The sequence below is a fragment of the Acidocella sp. genome (assembly GCF_050253495.1).
Taxonomy (GTDB): domain Bacteria; phylum Pseudomonadota; class Alphaproteobacteria; order Acetobacterales; family Acetobacteraceae; genus Acidocella.
Genome location: NZ_JBFWIX010000001.1, coordinates 131079 through 148205 on the forward strand (window position 1 = coordinate 131079; position 17127 = coordinate 148205).

General features: G+C 66.3%; 17 protein-coding genes. 1 reads left to right on the top strand and 16 read right to left on the bottom strand.

From position 1 onward, the window contains the following. Positions 1–61: 61 nt before the first annotated feature. From AB7D48_RS00605 to AB7D48_RS00670, 14 genes are all read right to left on the bottom strand, one after another. Positions 62–730 carry a cysteine hydrolase family protein gene (locus tag AB7D48_RS00605; RefSeq protein ID WP_427975182.1) on the bottom strand — a complete coding sequence of 223 codons (669 nt, stop codon included), beginning with the start codon at positions 728–730 and terminating at the stop codon, positions 62–64. Then, positions 727–1203, bottom strand: a complete 477-nt coding sequence (locus AB7D48_RS00610; RefSeq protein ID WP_427975184.1) for a nucleoside deaminase — start codon at positions 1201–1203, stop codon at positions 727–729. Before AB7D48_RS00610 ends, AB7D48_RS00605 begins: the two co-directional genes overlap by 4 nt. After that, positions 1190–2110: a xanthine dehydrogenase accessory protein XdhC gene (xdhC, locus tag AB7D48_RS00615; RefSeq protein ID WP_427975187.1), complete on the bottom strand. Its 921-nt coding sequence runs from the start codon at positions 2108–2110 to the stop codon at positions 1190–1192. Before xdhC ends, AB7D48_RS00610 begins: the two co-directional genes overlap by 14 nt. Further along, entirely contained in the window at positions 2103–4418 is a 2316-nt protein-coding gene (gene xdhB / locus AB7D48_RS00620; RefSeq protein ID WP_427975190.1) for a xanthine dehydrogenase molybdopterin binding subunit, read from the bottom strand. The genes xdhC and xdhB overlap by 8 nt, the downstream gene beginning before the upstream one ends. Next, complete coding sequence (gene xdhA, locus AB7D48_RS00625) at positions 4411–5838, bottom strand: xanthine dehydrogenase small subunit (RefSeq protein ID WP_427975193.1); 1428 nt, start codon at positions 5836–5838, stop codon at positions 4411–4413. Before xdhA ends, xdhB begins: the two co-directional genes overlap by 8 nt. A 70-nt stretch (positions 5839–5908) precedes the next feature. Further along, complete coding sequence (locus tag AB7D48_RS00630; RefSeq protein WP_427975196.1) at positions 5909–6835, bottom strand: ABC transporter permease; 927 nt, start codon at positions 6833–6835, stop codon at positions 5909–5911. Next, the gene (locus AB7D48_RS00635) at positions 6832–7902 is read right to left on the bottom strand and encodes an ABC transporter permease (protein ID WP_427975198.1); all 1071 of its coding nucleotides are present in this window, start codon (positions 7900–7902) and stop codon (positions 6832–6834) included. Before AB7D48_RS00635 ends, AB7D48_RS00630 begins: the two co-directional genes overlap by 4 nt. Then, a complete protein-coding gene (locus AB7D48_RS00640; protein ID WP_427975200.1) occupies positions 7902–9353 on the bottom strand; it encodes an ABC transporter ATP-binding protein in 1452 nt (483 codons plus the stop codon). The genes AB7D48_RS00635 and AB7D48_RS00640 overlap by 1 nt, the downstream gene beginning before the upstream one ends. A 56-nt stretch (positions 9354–9409) precedes the next feature. Further along, on the bottom strand, positions 9410–10486 hold the full coding sequence (locus AB7D48_RS00645) for a BMP family ABC transporter substrate-binding protein (protein ID WP_427975202.1): 1077 nt from the start codon (positions 10484–10486) through the stop codon (positions 9410–9412). 17 nt (positions 10487–10503) lie between these two features. Continuing rightward, positions 10504–11535, bottom strand: a complete 1032-nt coding sequence (locus AB7D48_RS00650) for an isopenicillin N synthase family dioxygenase (protein ID WP_427975204.1) — start codon at positions 11533–11535, stop codon at positions 10504–10506. Between the two features lie 211 nt (positions 11536–11746). Beyond that, positions 11747–12658, bottom strand: coding sequence for a polyprenyl synthetase family protein (locus AB7D48_RS00655; RefSeq protein WP_427975207.1), 912 nt, complete (start codon positions 12656–12658; stop codon positions 11747–11749). Between the two features lies 1 nt (position 12659). Further along, positions 12660–12896 carry an exodeoxyribonuclease VII small subunit gene (locus tag AB7D48_RS00660; RefSeq protein ID WP_427975209.1) on the bottom strand — a complete coding sequence of 79 codons (237 nt, stop codon included), beginning with the start codon at positions 12894–12896 and terminating at the stop codon, positions 12660–12662. Positions 12897–12926: 30 nt separating this feature from the next. Next, positions 12927–13850, bottom strand: a complete 924-nt coding sequence (locus AB7D48_RS00665) for a histone deacetylase family protein (RefSeq protein ID WP_427975212.1) — start codon at positions 13848–13850, stop codon at positions 12927–12929. Next, positions 13847–14083 (bottom strand): sulfurtransferase TusA family protein, encoded by a 237-nt coding sequence (locus AB7D48_RS00670; RefSeq protein ID WP_427975214.1) that lies wholly within the window; start codon positions 14081–14083, stop codon positions 13847–13849. Before AB7D48_RS00670 ends, AB7D48_RS00665 begins: the two co-directional genes overlap by 4 nt. A gap of 64 nt (positions 14084–14147) precedes the next feature. Here AB7D48_RS00670 and AB7D48_RS00675 point away from each other — a divergent pair, with 64 nt between their 5' ends. Further along, positions 14148–15041, top strand: a complete 894-nt coding sequence (locus AB7D48_RS00675; protein ID WP_427975217.1) for an ROK family protein — start codon at positions 14148–14150, stop codon at positions 15039–15041. Positions 15042–15072: 31 nt separating this feature from the next. Here AB7D48_RS00675 and AB7D48_RS00680 read toward each other — a convergent pair whose 3' ends face one another. After that, a complete protein-coding gene (locus AB7D48_RS00680) occupies positions 15073–16098 on the bottom strand; it encodes a dipeptidase (protein ID WP_427975218.1) in 1026 nt (341 codons plus the stop codon). Next, complete coding sequence (gene mutY, locus AB7D48_RS00685) at positions 16079–17116, bottom strand: A/G-specific adenine glycosylase (protein WP_427975220.1); 1038 nt, start codon at positions 17114–17116, stop codon at positions 16079–16081. The genes AB7D48_RS00680 and mutY overlap by 20 nt, the downstream gene beginning before the upstream one ends. Between the last annotated feature and the right edge of the window lie 11 nt (positions 17117–17127).

Sequence of the window (17127 nt, forward strand, 5' to 3'; positions counted from 1 at the left end):
CTCCTGCAACAGAATTGACATGCACCGCCGGGGGAAAAAACCGGCCGTGAAAGCGCTTAGCCTACCCGCCCAGCGCCTCGACCACGGCCGCGCTTGGCGCCACCCAGCCGAAAATACCACCCTGGGCGCAGGCCATGTCCAGCGCCGCCTTGTGAAACGCCGGAAAATAAGACGCCGTGCCATCCTCCAGCAGCAAACATTCAAAGCCCCGGTCATTGGCCTCGCGCATCGTGGTATGCACGCAAACCTCCGTCGTCACGCCCGCGAGAATCAGTTGGGTGATGCCGCGCTTGTGCAAAATGGTTTCAAGATCGGTTGCATAAAACGCGCCCTTGCCGGGCTTGTCGATCACCGGCTCACCCATGACGGGGGCAAGCTCGGGGATGATTCCGTGCCCCGCCTCGCCGCGCACCAGAATACGACCCATCGGTCCTCGATCGCCGATGCGCGCGCCGGCCCCGCCGCGCTCATATTTCGTCCTGTGCAAGTCCGAAAGATCCGGCCTGTGCCCCTCCCGCGTATGCACCACCAGCATATGCCGCGCCCGCGCCGCCCCCAGCACCGCGGCGATGGGGGCAATGGCGGCGCGCAGATGCGAAACATCGTTTCCCAGCGCGGCGCCAAACCCGCCCGGCTCCAAAAAATCCCGCTGCATGTCGATGATCACCAGCGCCGCATGCCCTTCATCCAGCGGAAACCCATGGGGCCGGGCGGCAATCTCCTTGCTCAAATCCAGGCTCCCTCGTGCAGGGCGCGGGCTTCCTCCACCAGCAGCGGCCCCACGACCGCCACCTCGCGCTGCCCGGCGGCGAACACCGCGCGGCAGGGCATATCCAACGTCGGATTCTCCTCATGGTTTCCGGTGACGGATTTCAGCTCATGCTCGCTCATCCCGTACACGACCCGCCCGATGCCGGACCAGTAAATGGCCCCCGCGCACATGGCGCATGGCTCGGCGCTGGAATAAAGCGTGCAATCCGCCAGGAATTTACCGCCATATTCGATGCTGGCGCGCCCGGCGAGGATCCGTTCCGCATGGCCGGTCATGTCATGGTCCGGCAGAAAGCCATTGCCTTGCTCCATCAGCACCGTCCCATCCGGCCCCGCCAGCACGGCGCCGAACGGATGGCACCCGCCCGCCCGCGCGCGCCGCGCGACCGCGAAGCTCCTGCGTAGCAGGGTTTCATCGTCAGATCTGCTCATACTCATCCTTCGGCAAGGTCAAGAGTTGCGCGACCACGGCAATGGCGATCACCTCGGGCTGCTTGCCGGAAATCCCCGGCAGGCCAATGGGACAGGTCAGGCGCGACGGATCGACGCCATCGGCCCGCAAGCGTGAAAGAAACCGCGCCCGCTTGGTGGCGGAGCCGATCATGCCGACAAACTCCGCCCGCCCGCGCAAGGCGGCGGCGGCCAAACGATAATCCAGCCCATGATCATGGGTGAGGATCACCACCGCCGTCCCGGGCGTGGCGCGCGCCGCGCAGCTTTCCATCGTCTCCGACGTGGCCCGCATGGCCCCAGGCGTGGCGCTGGTCTCCTCGCGCATATCGAACCAGCCAAGCGAAAGCGGCAGCCCCGCGCAGACCCGGGCAATGGCCTGCCCCACATGCCCGGCCCCAAACAGCAGCACCTTGCGGCTGGGTGCCTCGATTGGCTCGACGATCCTGCCCCCCACTCCCGGCTTCTCTCCGCGCGCGGGCAGCACGCTGCCCGGCAGCCTCTTGCCGTAAGAGCGGCGCACGCTTCCTTCCGCCAATTCCAAAATCAGCGTTTCCCCGGCCGGCTCCTCCAGAAACCCGCATTGCGCGGGGTCCAGATGCTCGATCAGCAACCGGACCCGGCCGCCACAGCATTGGCCCAGCAGCGGACCCAGCGGATAATCCTGCACCGCCCAACTGCCCGGGGCGCGGGCCAATGCCGCGCGGGCCTGGGCAATGGCGGTGAATTCCAGATTGCCGCCGCCGATGGTGCCATGCGCGCCCGCCGGCGTGACCAGCATTTTCGTGCCCGCCGCGCGCGGGGCGGAGCCTTCCGTCGCCAGCACGCTCACCAGCGCCACGGGACCGCGCGCCAGCAGCCCTTGCGCCACACGCAGCCACTCAGCCATGCCCCACCCTCAGCCCGGCAATGGCCGCCAAGATCCGCTCCGGCGTGGCCGGCGCGTCGAGCCGCGGAAATCCCGCCTCCGGCACGGCGGCGGACACGGCCTGGGTCAGCGCGCAGAACACCGCGTTGGCCAGCATGAAAGGCGGCTCCCCCACGGCCTTCGAGCGATGAATGGTCGGCTCCGCATTGCGCCCCCGCGCCCAGAGATTGATCTCCATCCGCGCCGGGCGGTCGGAGGCCGTGGGGATCTTGTAGGTCGAGGGCGCATGGGTGAGCAGCCGGCCCTGCCCGTCGAACACCAGCTCCTCGGTGGTGAGCCAGCCCATGCCCTGGATGAACCCGCCCTCCACCTGCCCCAGATCGATGGCCGGGTTCAGCGATTTGCCGACATCGTGCAGAATATCCACCGCCAGCACCTTATGCTCGCCGGTGAGCGTATCCACCGCCACTTCCGCCACCGCCGCGCCATAGGCGAAATAATAGAACGGCCGGCCGGCATGCGTCTTGCGGTCGTAATGAATCTCCGGCGTGGCGTAAAACCCGGTGGCGGAGAGCGATACGCGGTTCAGATAAGCCAGGCGGCAAAGATCCGGAAAGGCAATCCAGTTCGCCCCCGCCCGCACACCCGCCTGGGTGAACCGCACATCCGTTTCCGCCACACCGAAATGCCTGGCCGCGACACCCGCCAGGCGCCGCCTGATCGTCTCCGCCGCATCGAACGCCGCCATGCCGTTGAGATCCGATCCGGATGACGCCGCCGTGGCGCTGGTATTGGGAACCTTGTCGGTGCGGGTTGAGGAAATGCCAACCATCTCGACCGGCACGGCGAACACATCCGCCACCACCTGCGCGACCTTGATCATCAGCCCCTGCCCCATCTCCGTGCCACCATGGTTCAGCAGGATGGAGCCATCGGCATAGATGTTCACCAGCGCTCCGCCCTGGTTGAGATGGGTGGTGGTGAAACTGATGCCGAATTTCACCGGGGTGAGGGCGATGCCTTTCTTGACGATCCGGTGTGTTTCATTCCATGCCGCCACCTCGGCGCGGCGGGCTTCGTAATCGCTGCTGTCCACAAGCTCGGCGATGATCTCCGGCGCCACATTATCCGTCACCCGCATCGCATAGGGCGTCACATCCCGCCCCGGGCCGTAAAGATTGCGCTGGCGCACCAGCAGCGGATCCAGCCCCAGCTCATGGGCGATATGATCCATGGCGCGCTCGGCCACGATCATCCCTTGCGGCCCGCCAAAACCACGGAACGCCGTGGCGGAGACGGTATTGGTTTTCGCGCGGTGGGACTCAATTTTCACCGCCGGATAGAAATAGCAATTATCGGCGTGAAACATCGCGCGGTCATTGATCGAGTAGGACAGATCCGCCGTGCAGCCGCAGCGCGAGGCCAATTTGATCGACATCGCCTGGATGTTTCCGCTTTCGTCGAATCCCGCCTCGTAAACGGTGGAGAATTCATGGCGCTTGCCGGTCATCACCATGTCATCGTCGCGGTCGGCGCGGATCTTCACCTGCCGCCCGGTGCGCGCCGCCGCCAAGGCGGCCGCGGCGGCGAACAAGGCCGGTTGCGTCTCCTTGCCGCCAAACCCGCCGCCCATGCGGCGCACCTCCAGCGTCACCCACGCATCGGCAAGCCCCAGCACCCGCGCGACGCTGTGCTGCACCTCGCTGGGATGTTGGGTGGAGGAGAGCACATGCATCCGCCCCTCCTCCTGCGGCGTGGCGATGGCGATCTGCCCTTCCAGATAAAAATGATCCTGCCCGCCAATCTCCAGCGTGCCCTTCACCCGGCGGGACGCGGCCGCCAGCGCCGCCGCCACATCGCCCCGGCCCATGATCTGCGCTGGTTCGATCACGGATTGCGCCGCCAGCGCCGCCTCGATGGAAAGCAAGGGCGGCAATTTTTCATATTCAATCCTGCCCAGCTTCGCGGCGCGGCGCGCGGCCTGCAAACTCGTTGCCACCACCAGAAAGACCGCCTGGCCGTGATAAATCACCTCATCCCCGGCAAAAAGCCTGTCATCGCCCGCGAAAGGGCTGACATCGTTCTCACCGGGAATATCAGCCGCGGAGAACACCGCCACCACGCCTTGCGCCGCGCGCACGGCGGCAAGGTCGAGATTCAGGATCTTCGCATGCGCCATCTCGGACAATCCGAACGCCCCATGCAACATGCCCGCCGCCTCGGGCATGTCGTCGGTATATAGCGCGCGCCCCGCCACATGCGCCCGCGCGGAATCATGCGGCAGCGGACGCGAGACCGCGTCGAGGCCCGTGGTCTCGCGGTCAGCCACGCGCCAGCTCCAGCACGCTCGTCACGTCGCCCTGCCGCTCGGCCCATAGGCGGCGCAACAAATTGCCCGCCACGGCCAGGCGATAGGCGGCACCGCCGCGCACATCGCTCAGCGGCGCGAAATCCGCGGCCAGCATCCTCGCCGCCTCATCCAGCGTTTCCTCGTTGAAGGGCGCGCCCGTCAAAAACGTCTCCACCGCCGCCGCGCGCTTGGGCGTGGCCGCCATGCCGCCAAAGGCAATGCGCGCATCGGTCATGCGGCCCGCCTGCACACGCAGTTTGATGGCACCGCACACGGCGGCGATATCGCTGTCGAAGCGTTTTGAAAGTTTGGAGATGCTGACAATCTCCCCTTCGACAGGCCGGGGAATGAAAAGACTTTCCACGAACTCACCCGGCTGGCGATCCTGTTGGCCATACGCGATGAAGAAACTCTCCAGCGCCATGCGCCGGCGCATATCGCCCTTGCGCAAGACCAGCTCCGCGCCCAGCGCGATCAAGGCGGGCGGCATATCGCCGATCGGCGAGCCATTGGCGATGTTGCCGCCGATGGTGCCCGCATTGCGCACCTGCGCTCCGCCAATGCGCCGCACCAGCGCGCCCAGGGCCGGGTGCAGCCGCGCCAGCACGCCTTGCGCCTCGGCATAGCGCACACACGCCCCCAGCCGCACCCCCTCCGGCCTGTCCTCGATCGACCGCAAATCCTCAAGATCGCCGATGAAGATCAGCTCATCCAGCACACGCTGCCGCTTGGTCACCCACAGCCCGACATCCGTGGCGCCGGCCACCAGCCGCGCCCGCGGGTGGCGCTCGTAAAGCGCCGCCAATTCATCCGCATCGCGCGGCATGAAGGCAAGGCGCTCACGCCCGGCCAGCCTATCCTGGAATGCAAACGCCCCAGCCGGTTCGCGCAACGCTTTCAATGCCGCCACCAGCGGCGCATCCTCGCGCGGCGTGCGGCCCACCGCTTCGCCCGCCGCCAGAATCGGCCCATAGCCCGTGCAGCGGCACAGATTGCCAGACAGCATCTCCGCCACGCTCTGCTCCGCCCCCAGCGCGCCGATCGCCCGGCCATAGAGCGACATCACGATCCCCGGCGTGCAGAAACCGCATTGCGAGCCATGGCGCGCCACCAGCTCCCGCTGCACGGGATGGTCGCCGCCCAGGCTTTCCACGGTCAGCAATGCCTTGCCGTCCAGCATCGGCAGAAACAGAATGCAGCTATTCACCGCCCGCCAGGCGATTTCATCGCCCGTGAGCGTGCCCAGCAGCACGGTGCAGGCCCCGCAATCGCCCTCCGCGCAGCCTTCCTTGGTGCCGGTGCGGCGCAGGCGGGTGCGCAGCATCTCCAGGACCGTGCCGGTGGGATCCACCTCATCCAGCGCGATCACCTCGCCATCCAGCAGGAACCGCACGCTCATCGGCCCCTCTCTCCTTCAAATCCAGACCTTGGACTGTTCACGCGGGCACCGGCCCTGTCAACGCCGAACTTCAGCGCCGCTCCTCGCGCAGATAAGGCCGCCCGAGATCGGCCGGTTGCGCATCCGCCCCCCTGGCGAAAAACCCGGCGATGAGCAGATAGGCCAAGGTGGCGAGATAAGGCGACATCTCGATGAAATAGACCGGCACATTCATGCCCGAGGACAGAAGCTGCGGCACCAGCGCCTGGATGGCGCCAAACAGCAAGGCCGCGATGATGGCGCGCAACGCGTTCCAGCGCGCCAGCGTCACCATCGCCACCGCGATCCAACCGCGCCCGGCCACCATGCCATCCACCCAGATATGCGCCCCCACGAGGCTGAGATGGGCCCCCGCGATGGCGCAGAACACACCCCCCGCCAGCACCGCGCCAAAACGGTAGAGCGCCACGTTCACCCCCGCCGCGTCCGCCGCCGGGGCATCCTCGCCCACCGCGCGCAAACGCAGGCCCAGATCCGTCCGCTCGATCACGAACCACACCAGGGCGGCGGCGATGAAGGCAAACCAGGTCAGCCAGTCCTGGTCCAGAATCCCCGCCAGCATTTTCGGCAGAAACGCGAAATCATGCAGCGGCGGCGGTGAGATGCCATTCACGGTCTGGTTCTCCGAGCCATCGCCCAGAAACCCCGACACGCCGATGCCCAGCGCAAAGGCCACCAGCCCGGCCAGCACCTGGTCCACCCGCAGGAACACCGCCATGACACCAAATACAACCGTCAGCGCCAACCCAGCGCCGATGCCGCCCAGCAAGGCCAGCGCCGCCCCATGCCCCGCCAGCTCGATCAGCACGGCGGTCACAGCCGACATCGCCATGATCCCTTCCGCGCCGAGATTCATCACCCCCGCGCGCTCATTGATGATCAACCCGATCGTGGCCAGCAGGAACGGCGCCGCGAAAGTGGGGATGCTGCCGATCCAGCCGACGAGCAGTACGCTCATGGCGCCACCTTCACGCTTTTCACCCAATCCAGCCTGTAGCGCAGGAAAAACTCAGCACAGCAGACGCATAGCAGCAAAATCGCCTCGATGGTCAGCACCGTCGCTCCCGGCAATTGGTAGAAGGCCTTCAGCGAATCCCCGGCCGTGTACAGCGCGGCGATGCCCAGCGCCGCCACCACCACCCCCAGCGGGTTGGAACGCGCCAGATAGGCGATGACGATGGAGGGAAAGATGAAATCATCGCCGACGAACTGGGTAAGCTTATGCTCCACCCCGCACACGATGGTGAACCCCGCCAGCCCGGCGAGCGCGCCGCCCAGACTCGCCATCAGCACCACCACCATGCCCGCCGGCACACCCACCGCCCGCGCCGCCAGCGGGTTGGCCGCCACGGCCTTGGCCATATAGCCCACCCGGGCGAAACCGCAGAGCCACCAGCAGAACAAAGCCGCGCCGAGGGAAAAGAAAATGCCCGCATGCACATGCCCAAAACCGATCAGCGCCAGCGTCTCGCCCGGCGCGAAAGTCTTGGAAACCGGAAAGGAATCCTCCGGGTTGCGCCAAGCCCCATAGAGAAGCTGCTGGGCGAGCATATAAGCGACGTAATTCATCAGAAGTGTCGTCACCACCTCGTTCGCCCGCAGCTTCAACCGCGCCAGCGCGCACACACCGCACCATAGCCCGCCGCCGGCCAGCGATGCCGCGCACATCACCCATAACCGCATGGATTCCGGCCCGATATGGTAGAGCGACACGGCGGTGGCCGCCATCGCCCCCGCCCAGAGCTGCCCTTCCACCCCGATATTCCAGAATTTCACCTTCAGGCAGACCGCGACCGCGAGCCCCACCAGGATCAGCGGGATGGCGCGCGTCAGCGTCTGGTCCAGCCCCGCCGGGTCGGCGAACGTATAGCCCACGAACTGGCTGGCGAGATCGGAAAGCCCCATGCCCTGGGTGAGCAAAAACCCGCCGGACACCACCAGCCCAGCCAGAACCCCGCCCAGCAGCACGAAAAACGTGAACCGGCGCGAGGCGGCCAAACGCGGTGAGAGAACAAGGCGCGGCATCAATGCATCTCCAGCATCAACCGGCCGATCCGGGCACGGTCCACCGCCGCCACCGGCTCGGGCGGGCTCAGGCGCCCATGGCTCATCACCGCCACACGGTCGGAAAGTTGCATGATCTCGTCAAGGTCCTCAGAAATCAACAGCACCGCGCAACCGGCCTCGGCGGCGGCGCGCAGGCGTGCCTGCACCGCCTGCACCGCGCGTATATCCAGCCCCCGCGTGGGGGAATGCGCGATCAGAATGGCCATGCCCTCGGTGAATTCCCGCGCCAGCATCAATTTCTGCGCATTTCCGCCCGACAGCAGCCGCACCGGCAGATCCACATGCGCGCCCGCCACCTCGAACTGGGCGATCGCCTCGCGCGCCAGCCCATTCATCCAGCCTTTTGTCACCAGCCATTGCCGCTCGGGCGCGGCACCCAGCAATCTGGGCAAGGCAATATTCACATTCAGCGGCAACGCCCCGAACAGCCCCATGCCCATGCGGTCGGCGGGGATATAGCGCAGCCCGCGTTCGCGCCGCGCCTCCGGGCTGGCGGGCATCTCCGCGCCATCGAACCAGACCGCCCCGCCGGAGAGCGGGCGCACACCGACCAGCGCCTCCACCAGCTCCGCCTGGCCATTGCCGCCAATACCGGCCACGCCGAAAATCTCGCCCCCCGCCACGGAAACGGAAATCTCCCGCAGCGCCACGCCATGAGCGCTGGCGGGGGCGGCAAGCTGCGTCACCTTCAGCCTGTCCGGCTTCAGGCGCCGGCCCTCGGCCATCCGCGCCGCCTCCATCACCGGCGCGCTGCCCACCATCGCCTCGGACAGCGAAACAGCATCCATGCCCCCCGACGGCGCGCCATCGATCACCGTGCGCCCGGCGCGCATCACCGTCACCTTGTCGGAAAATCCCAGCACATCGCGCAGCTTGTGGGTAATCAACACCACCGCCCGGCCACTTTTGGCGAGCTTGCGGGCCAGCCCCAGCGCCGCCTGCGCCTCCTGCTCCGTCAGCACCGCCGTCGGCTCGTCCAGAATCAGAATCCGCGCGCCCGCCAGCAACACTTTCATGATCTCCAGCTTCTGCTGGTCGGACACCGCCATTTCATCCACGCGCGCGGCGGGGTCGAGCCTGAAGCCAAGCTCCTGGCCCAGCGCTTCCATCGCCCGCAGCGCCTCGGCCTTGCCGCGCCACCCGGCCCGGCGCGCGCAGGCCAGGCGTAGATTTTCCAGCACCGAAAGCGGCCCGACCAGCTTGAAATGCTGGTGCACCATGCCGATTCCCGCATCCGCGGCGGCGGAGGGCGTCTCAAAACGCGCGGCGGCGCCATCCACTTCCAGCACCCCCGCATCGGCCGTGTAGAATCCGGCCAGCACGTTCATCAGCGTGGATTTTCCCGCGCCGTTCTCTCCCAGCAGCGCGTGCACCTCTCCCCATTCAAGCGAGAAATCCGCGCCCAGCAAGGCCGGGCGCGTTCCGAAGCTTTTCCCGACCCCCGCGAGCCGGACCGCGAACTTGCTTATTTCATCGAACCTTTCACGTTGGACACGAGATAATTCATGTTCCAAAGCTGGTCGACGGTGGGGGTGGAGCCGGCGGGTACTTCCACCTTGCCGGCCTGATCGGAAATCGGCCCGGCCCAGACATTGAACGTGCCATCGATCATCTTCTGGCGCACCGCCTCGATCTTGGCGATGTCATCGGCGGGGATATGCTGTAGCTTGGCGATATCCACCACGCCGGTATCGATGCCGTAAAGCGGGGTGCCCTGGCTCTTCCAGGTGCCGGCCTTCATCGCCGCCACGGCGGGCACCAGCTCCTTCTCCCAATGGAAGACCACGGAGGTGAGAATGCCCTTCGGCGCGCTCTTGGCCATGTCCACCTGATAGCCGATGGAATATTTGCCCGCCTTCTCGGCCACCACCAACGCGGCGGGGCTGTCCATGTCGGTGGCGATCACATCGGCCCCCTGCTGGATCATCGCCTTGGAAATCTGCGCCTCCTTCACCGGATCGGACCAGCTATTCACGAAGGCCACATGCACGATGGTGCCCGGATTGGCCGCCTGCGCCCCCAGGGCGAAGGAGTTGATGTCCCACAGCACGTCGGGAATGGGAAAGCCCAGCATCATGCCAAGCTGCTTGCTCTTGGTGGCATAGCCCGCCGCCATGCCCGCCAGATACCAGCCCTGGAAGGTCTTGGGGTATGGGCTTTCCAGGTTGGGCGCCGAGGAAATACCCGCCATGTTGATGAAGGCGACCTTCGGGTGCGCCTTGGCCTCCGCCAGCATCGCATCCGAATAACCGTAAGACCCGGCGATGATCACATTGGCGCCGTGATTGATGAACAGCTCCACCGCCTGCTCGACCTTCTCGGTCTGCTCGGGCACGTTCTCAACATAGGGCACTTTTTCATGATACGCCTTGGCCAGCGCCAGCCGCGCGGTGTTCTGGGACTGCGACCAGCCGCCATCCGTGTCGGTGCCCAGAAAGACGAAGGCGATTTTCGGTTTCTCGATCTTGAGCTGCGCCTGGGCGGCCGGGGCGGCGGCGATCAGCGCGGTCAGGGCCAAACCGGCGAGAGTCTTGAATTTCATGATGGGTCCTTGTTGTTTCAGGATTCAGTCTGGCGGTATCCATAGGTGGCGTCGAAACGCCCCTGCACATAATCTCCGGCGATCACGGGCTCGTATTTGCGCGGGCGCTCGGGCGTCACACAACCGGGCAGCACATCGATCAGCGTGTCGTAATTGGTCCCCAGGAAAAACGGCGCGGAATAGCGCGCCCGCCCGGTGAGATTGATGACCCGATGCAGGGTGGAGGCGAACAGGTCATTGCTCCAGCGCGCCATCTGGTCGCCGATATTGACCACGAACGTTCCTGGGATCGGCGGCGCCGCGATCCATTCCCCGGCATTGTTCAGCACCTGCAAGGCGGGCACCTCATGCTGGGCCAGAATGGTGAAGCATTCATAGTCCGAATGCGGACCGATGCCGATCTGCTCCTCGTCAATCGCCCCATCCTGCGAGGGGTAATAGATGATGCGCTGCGCGCAGGTGGGCTTGGTGATCATCGGGTCGAAGAAATGCTCATCCTGCCCCAGCGCCAAGGCGAAGGCCTTGAACATGCGCCGGCCCAGCTTCAGCACCTCATGGTGATAATCCAGCATCGCCCGGCGGAAACCCGGCATGTTCTCCGGCCAGATATTCACCCCATACAGCCCCTTGCCGCTGGCCAGGTCCGGGTCATTGGGGTCCAGCTCGGCGGCGATGTCGTAAGCCTCGTGCAGATCGCCCTTGGCCTTGGGGTTCACGTTCTCCTCCAAAAGCGGCGTATAGCCGGAATTATTGGTGGAGAGCTTGACGTGAACCTTCATCTTCTCGTCGAGCGGCAAGGCGAAGAACGCCGGCCCGGCGGCGAACATCGCCTGGATGATCTCCTCCGGCACGCCATGATTTTTGATGTAGAAAAACCCGACCTTGGTGGCCGCCTCGTACAAGGCCCTGGCCACCTTTTCCTTGGCGGCCAGATCGTCTCCCTGCATCGCGCCAAAATCGATCACCGGAATATCGTGAAAAGGCGCCTCACGGGCCGACAATCCGCCGCGCGCCGCGCGCACCCCGTTACCGGTTTCAACCAAATCCATGCAAACCGCTCCAAAAGCCACAAGGCCCGCTTTTCACGGCAAGCCCTTTTATGACAGTCCGGTAAGCAACATTAATGCCATGTCAGAACCCCCCGGCGCGGGCGGGGCCGGAACCGCGCCTGCCCATTTTTTAATCCACGCATCGATCGGGCTTTTGGGCAGTGCGGCCAATAATCTCGCAGCGCCTGACTTGTTTCCCAGGCGCGACGGGTCAGCTTTTACGGGTCACGGTGAAACGGGCCAGGGCCTGCAACAGCACGGCGCGCTCGCCAAACCCGTCCAGATGCCCCGCCGCCTGCGCGGCCAGCGTCTCGGCCTGGGCGCGGGCGCGCTCCAGCCCCAAAATCCGCACCATCGTGGCCTTGCCCGCCGCGGCGTCCTTGCCGGCGGTCTTGCCCATCTCCTCGGGAGTCGCGGTTTCGTCCAGCACATCGTCATAGATCTGGAACGCCGCCCCCAGATCGCGCCCATACGCCACGATGGCGTGGCGTTGCGCGGCCGGCGCGCGGCCGAGAATGCCCCCCGCCTCGGCGGCATACTGGATCAGCCTGCCGGTCTTCAGCGCCTGCAACCGGGTGATTTCCGGACCCGTGAGATCCTTGCCCTCGGATTCCATGTCGATCATCTGCCCACCGACCATGCCGCGCATGCCCGAGGCCATGGCCAGCGCCAGCACCAGCTCGACGCGCGCCTCCGGGTCGGCATGGGTGTCCTCCTCGGCCAGCACCTCGAAAGCACGGGTCTGCAACGCGTCCCCGGCCAGAATCGCGGTGGCCTCGTCGAATTTCTTGTGGCAGCTCGGCTGGCCGCGGCGCAGATCGTCATCGTCCATCGCCGGCAGGTCGTCATGCACCAGCGAATAGGCGTGCAGCATCTCCACCGAGGCGGCGACGCGCGCCGCGCAGGTACGGTTGACGGAAAACAGCTTCGCCACTTCCATCACCAAAAAAGCGCGCAGCCGCTTGCCGCCATTCAGCACCGCATAGCGCATTGCCTCGATGAGCTTGGCTTCGGCGGTTTCAGGCACCGGCAACAGCGCGTCGAGTTGCGCCTCCACCAGGCGGGCGGCCTCGCCCATCGCCTCGGCCAGGGCACCAGGCTTGTTCACAACATCCAGCGCCATGTCATTCTCCATCCTTCAGGGCCAGCGAGCCATCCGCCCGCGCCACGATCGCCTGCACCCGCGCCTCGGCCTGGGCCAGCTTCTCCTCGCAATGCTTCTTCAGCGCCGCGCCGCGCTCATAGGCGGTAATCGCGTCTTCCAGCTTCTGCTGGCCGGATTCCAGCCCGCGCACGATGGCCTCAAGGGCCGCCAGCGCATCCTCGAAGGACATGGCGGCAATATCGGAATTGTCTGTCATGACTGTTCCCGTACCCGCGCCACGCGGGAATCACAACCGCATTAACGCCCGCACATGCGCCGCACAGCTTTGCGCCAGGGCATTGAGATCGTAGCCTCCCTCCAGCAACGATACGACACGCCCCTGGCAGCACGCATCCGCCACCGCCAGCAGCTCGCGCGTCAGCCAGACGAAATCCGCCTCGCGCAGCCGCATCTGCGCCATCGGGTCGGCGGCATGGGCATCGAACCCGGCGGAGACGATCAGCACTTCCGGCGCGAAGGCCAAAAGCCTCGGCAGGACCGCCATATGCCAGGCCTCCCGGAAAACCTCGCCATTGGTGCCGGGCGGCAGCGGCACATTCACCACATTGCCCACCCCCGTCTCCGCCTGCGAGCCGGTCCCCGGAAAACAGGGCGATTGATGAGAGGAGGCATACATCACCCCCGCGTCGCGGGCGAAGATATGCTGCGTGCCATTGCCATGATGCACGTCGAAATCCACCACCGCGACCCGCTTCAGCCCCCAGCGCAGCTGGGCCTGCCGGGCCGCCACGGCGGCATTGTTGAAAAAGCAGAACCCCATGGCGCGGTCCGCCTCGGCATGGTGCCCGGGCGGGCGCATGGCCACGAAGGCCGCCTGCGCCCAGCCTTCCATCACCGCATCCACCGCGGCACCCGCCGCACCCGCCGCGCGCAGCGCCGCCTCCAGCGTGCCGGGGCCGAATACCGTGTCACCATCTATGGTGGTCACCCGGTCCCTCGGCATGGCCAGGATGGCCTCCACATAATCGGGATCATGCGCCGCCTTCAATTGCTCCGGGCTCGCCTCGGGCGCCAACTCCCGCAGCAAGGGGGCGAATTCCTGCCCCTCCAGCGCTCGCAGCACATAGCGCAACCGCTCCGCGCATTCCGGATGGTCATGCCCGGTATCGTGCCCCAGCGCCGCCGGATGGGTGAACAGGGCAACGCTCATGCCGGCCCCTTCCCGCATTTCAGCGAGAAGCTGAACACGCCCTTGCTCTCGCTCGCCGCGATCAAGGCATGGCCCGACTGTTTGCAGAACTCGCATATATCCGCCATGGCCTCCGGGTCGGTGGCCAAAAGCCGCAATTTCTCACCCGGCGCCATGCGCCGCATGGCACGCGCCGCCCTCAGCACGGGGATCGGCGATTTTTGATATTGCGCATCGATCAGACGTTCACCCATGCCCGGAATCATGCGCCTTCACGCGGGCTTGAGCAAGACAGCGTTTCGGACCAGAACCGGGCCCATGGCACATCGCATCGGCATCGATCTCGGCGGCACGAAAACGGAGATCATGGTTCTGGGGGCAGATGGCGCGCCCCTGCTGCGCCGCCGCCGCCCCACCCCCTCCGGGTACGAGGCGGCGCTGCGCGCCATCGCCGATCTGGTGGATGAGGCCGAACAGCAAACCGGGCCGGGCGCCACGGTCGGCGTGGGCATTCCCGGCTGCATCTCGCCGGCCACCGGGCTGGTGAAAAACGCCAATTCCAACGCCCTCAACGGCCATGCCTTCGACCGCGACCTGTCCGCCCTGCTGAAGCGCGAGGTGCGCGTGGCCAACGACGCGAACTGCTTTGCCCTCTCCGAAGCCACGGACGGCGCCGCCGCCGGGCATGCCGTGGTCTTCGGCGTGATCATCGGCACCGGCACGGGGGCGGGCATCGTGGTCAATGGGCGGATCCTGGAAGGCCGCCACCGCCTGGCGGGAGAATTCGGCCACACCCCCCTGCCCTGGCCCCGCGCCGAGGATCTGCCGGCACGCCCATGCTGGTGCGGGCAGACGGGCTGCCTGGAACTCTATCTCTGCGGCCCCGCTCTCGCCCGTGAGTGCGACGGGCCGGGCCATGACGACGCCTCCACCCTGCCACGGCGCGCCGCGGCGGGCGAGGCCAATGCCCGCGCCGCGCTGGAGCGCCATGCCGGGCGCATGGCGCGCGCTTTGGCCTCCATCACCAATCTGCTCGATCCGGACTGCATCGTTCTCGGCGGCGGGTTGTCCAACATGGACCATCTCTATACCGTCCTGCCGGAGCTGATGCGCCCCTACATCTTCTCCGACCATGTGGCGCCGAACATCGTGAAGGCGAAACACGGGGATTCGTCGGGCGTCAGGGGGGCCGCGTGGCTATGGCCAGGCTGACCCCTCCGCCCGCGCCAAAAGCCGGCCGCCCTTAATCCGCCGCCGCCTTGCGCTCCTGCGCGACATCTTCGGCTTTTCTCATCAGGCGCAGAAAATTCCCGCCCCAGATTTTGGCGATCTCCTCGCGCCCATAGCCCCTCCGGGCCAGAGCGGCGGTCAGGTTCGGCGTCTGCGCCGCGTTCATGTAGCCGCGCACGCCGCCGCCTCCGTCGAAATCCGTGCCAATGCCGACATGGTCGACCCCCATGCGCTTCACCGCATAATCCACGTGATCGACAATATCCTCCACCGTCAGATCCATCGCCCGCGCCCTGGGCCGCAGGAAATTGGAAACGATGGTCACCTGCGCCAACCCCCCGGTGGCGGCCAGCATATCCAACTGCTCGTCATCCAGGTTACGTTTATGGTCGCACAGCGCCTTCATGCAGCTATGGGTGGCCACCACCGGCGCGCGCGACCGGCCGGCCGCCTGCATCATGCTGGTCTTGGACGCGTGGGAGACATCCACCAGCACACCAAGCTGGTTCATCCTGTCCACCACGGCCTGGCCAAAATCGGAGAGACCACCATATTCCTGCGCCTCATCGCCTAGATTCGGCAGGGCGATGGCCGCATCCGCGATCTCGTTATGGCCATTATGGGTCAAGGTCATATAGCGCGCGCCCATCCCCGCGAACCTGTCCAGCACATCCAGGCTGCGCCCAATCGCATAGCCATTCTCGATGGCCGGCACGATCCCCGGCTTGCCGGCGGCAAACGCCGCCTCGATCCCGGCCGCGCTGGTGGCCAGCATGCCGCCGGACCCGTCCGCCGGGGCCATGGAGATAATCGCCTTCAGCATCGCCTCCGCCCGGGCGGAGGCGGCGGCATGCGCGGCATCGTCCCGGCGGCCTTGCGGAATATAGGCCGCGAAGCACACCGCCGCGACCCGCCCGCGCCTCAGCTTCGGCAAATCGACGCAGCGCGGCCCGTCCTCGAAGGGGCTAGGCCCTTCCGGCCAGGGTATGTCGACATGGGTATCTATGGCCAGCAGGCCGTCATGCGGATCGTTTTCCATTGCCCGCATGGTTGAGCGCCCCGCATCCCGCGTCAAGCGCCTTGCGCATCACCGAGGGCACGGGCGCGTCTTGCGCCGGGGCGCTCAGCACCCCCGCCGGCAGCACGGCCACCCGCGCCACCCACACGGCCAGGCTGAGGGAAAAATGAGTGAACACATGCTCCACCCGCCCCGCTTCACGCCAGCGCGCCGCAACCGGCGGCTCCTCCGGCAGCACCAGCATGCCGCCCAGCAGCCCACGCGGCGGGCGGCGCAGCAACAGCACGTTGTCCTGGCCGTCCAGCAGCACATAGGCCACGCCCTCGCGGCGCGGGCGCGCGGCCTTCCGCGCCTTCACCGGCAGTGACTCGGCCACCCCTTCCGCCCGCGCCCGGCAATGGCCGCGCCAGGGGCAAGCCAGGCAGTCCGGGGATTTGGGCGTGCAGACGGTCGCGCCCAGATCGAACAAAGCCTGCGCGAAATCCCCCGGCGCCGCCTGGGCCGCCTGATCCTCCATCAGCCGCGCCGCCGCCTGGGCGATGCGTTTCTTGCTCCCCGGCAGCGGCTCCTCGATGGCGAACAGGCGGGCGGCCACGCGCTCCACATTGCCATCCACCGGCAATACCGGCAGCCCGAAGGCAATGGCCCCCACCGCATTGGCGGTATAGGGCCCCACGCCGGGCAGGGCGCGTAACTCTTCGATACGTTTTGGAAAATCGCCGCGCGCGCTCACCGCGAGCGCGCATTTGTGCAGGTTTCTGGCCCGCGCATAATAGCCAAGCCCGGCCCAGAGGGCGCATACCTCCTCCACGCTGGCCTTGGCCAGATCTTGCACGGTGGGGTACGCCGCCAGAAATTTGGCGTAATAGGGCTTCACGGTGGCCACCACCGTCTGTTGCAGCATGATCTCGGAGAGCCAGACCCGGTACGGGTCCGCCGCTTCTCCCGGGGGCGAGCGCCAAGGCAGATGGCGGCGATGCCGGTGATACCAGTTGAGGAGTTTCCGTGCCGGAGGAAAAGAAAAGGAAGCGCGCGCCACGATCGTCGATT

What these genes read in the sequence shown, in the direction of transcription:
- AB7D48_RS00610 (WP_427975184.1), bottom strand. Translation starts at nt 1,203, where the DNA reads ATGAGCAGATCTGACGATGAAACCCTGCTACGCAGGAGCTTCGCGGTC.
- xdhC (WP_427975187.1), bottom strand. Translation starts at nt 2,110, where the DNA reads ATGGCTGAGTGGCTGCGTGTGGCGCAAGGGCTGCTGGCGCGCGGTCCC.
- xdhA (WP_427975193.1), bottom strand. Translation starts at nt 5,838, where the DNA reads ATGAGCGTGCGGTTCCTGCTGGATGGCGAGGTGATCGCGCTGGATGAG.
- AB7D48_RS00630 (WP_427975196.1), bottom strand. Translation starts at nt 6,835, where the DNA reads ATGAGCGTACTGCTCGTCGGCTGGATCGGCAGCATCCCCACTTTCGCG.
- AB7D48_RS00635 (WP_427975198.1), bottom strand. Translation starts at nt 7,902, where the DNA reads ATGCCGCGCCTTGTTCTCTCACCGCGTTTGGCCGCCTCGCGCCGGTTC.
- AB7D48_RS00645 (WP_427975202.1), bottom strand. Translation starts at nt 10,486, where the DNA reads ATGAAATTCAAGACTCTCGCCGGTTTGGCCCTGACCGCGCTGATCGCC.
- AB7D48_RS00650 (WP_427975204.1), bottom strand. Translation starts at nt 11,535, where the DNA reads ATGGATTTGGTTGAAACCGGTAACGGGGTGCGCGCGGCGCGCGGCGGA.
- AB7D48_RS00655 (WP_427975207.1), bottom strand. Translation starts at nt 12,658, where the DNA reads ATGGCGCTGGATGTTGTGAACAAGCCTGGTGCCCTGGCCGAGGCGATG.
- AB7D48_RS00660 (WP_427975209.1), bottom strand. Translation starts at nt 12,896, where the DNA reads ATGACAGACAATTCCGATATTGCCGCCATGTCCTTCGAGGATGCGCTG.
- AB7D48_RS00665 (WP_427975212.1), bottom strand. Translation starts at nt 13,850, where the DNA reads ATGAGCGTTGCCCTGTTCACCCATCCGGCGGCGCTGGGGCACGATACC.
- AB7D48_RS00670 (WP_427975214.1), bottom strand. Translation starts at nt 14,083, where the DNA reads ATGGGTGAACGTCTGATCGATGCGCAATATCAAAAATCGCCGATCCCC.
- AB7D48_RS00675 (WP_427975217.1), top strand. Translation starts at nt 14,148, where the DNA reads ATGGCACATCGCATCGGCATCGATCTCGGCGGCACGAAAACGGAGATC.
- AB7D48_RS00680 (WP_427975218.1), bottom strand. Translation starts at nt 16,098, where the DNA reads ATGGAAAACGATCCGCATGACGGCCTGCTGGCCATAGATACCCATGTC.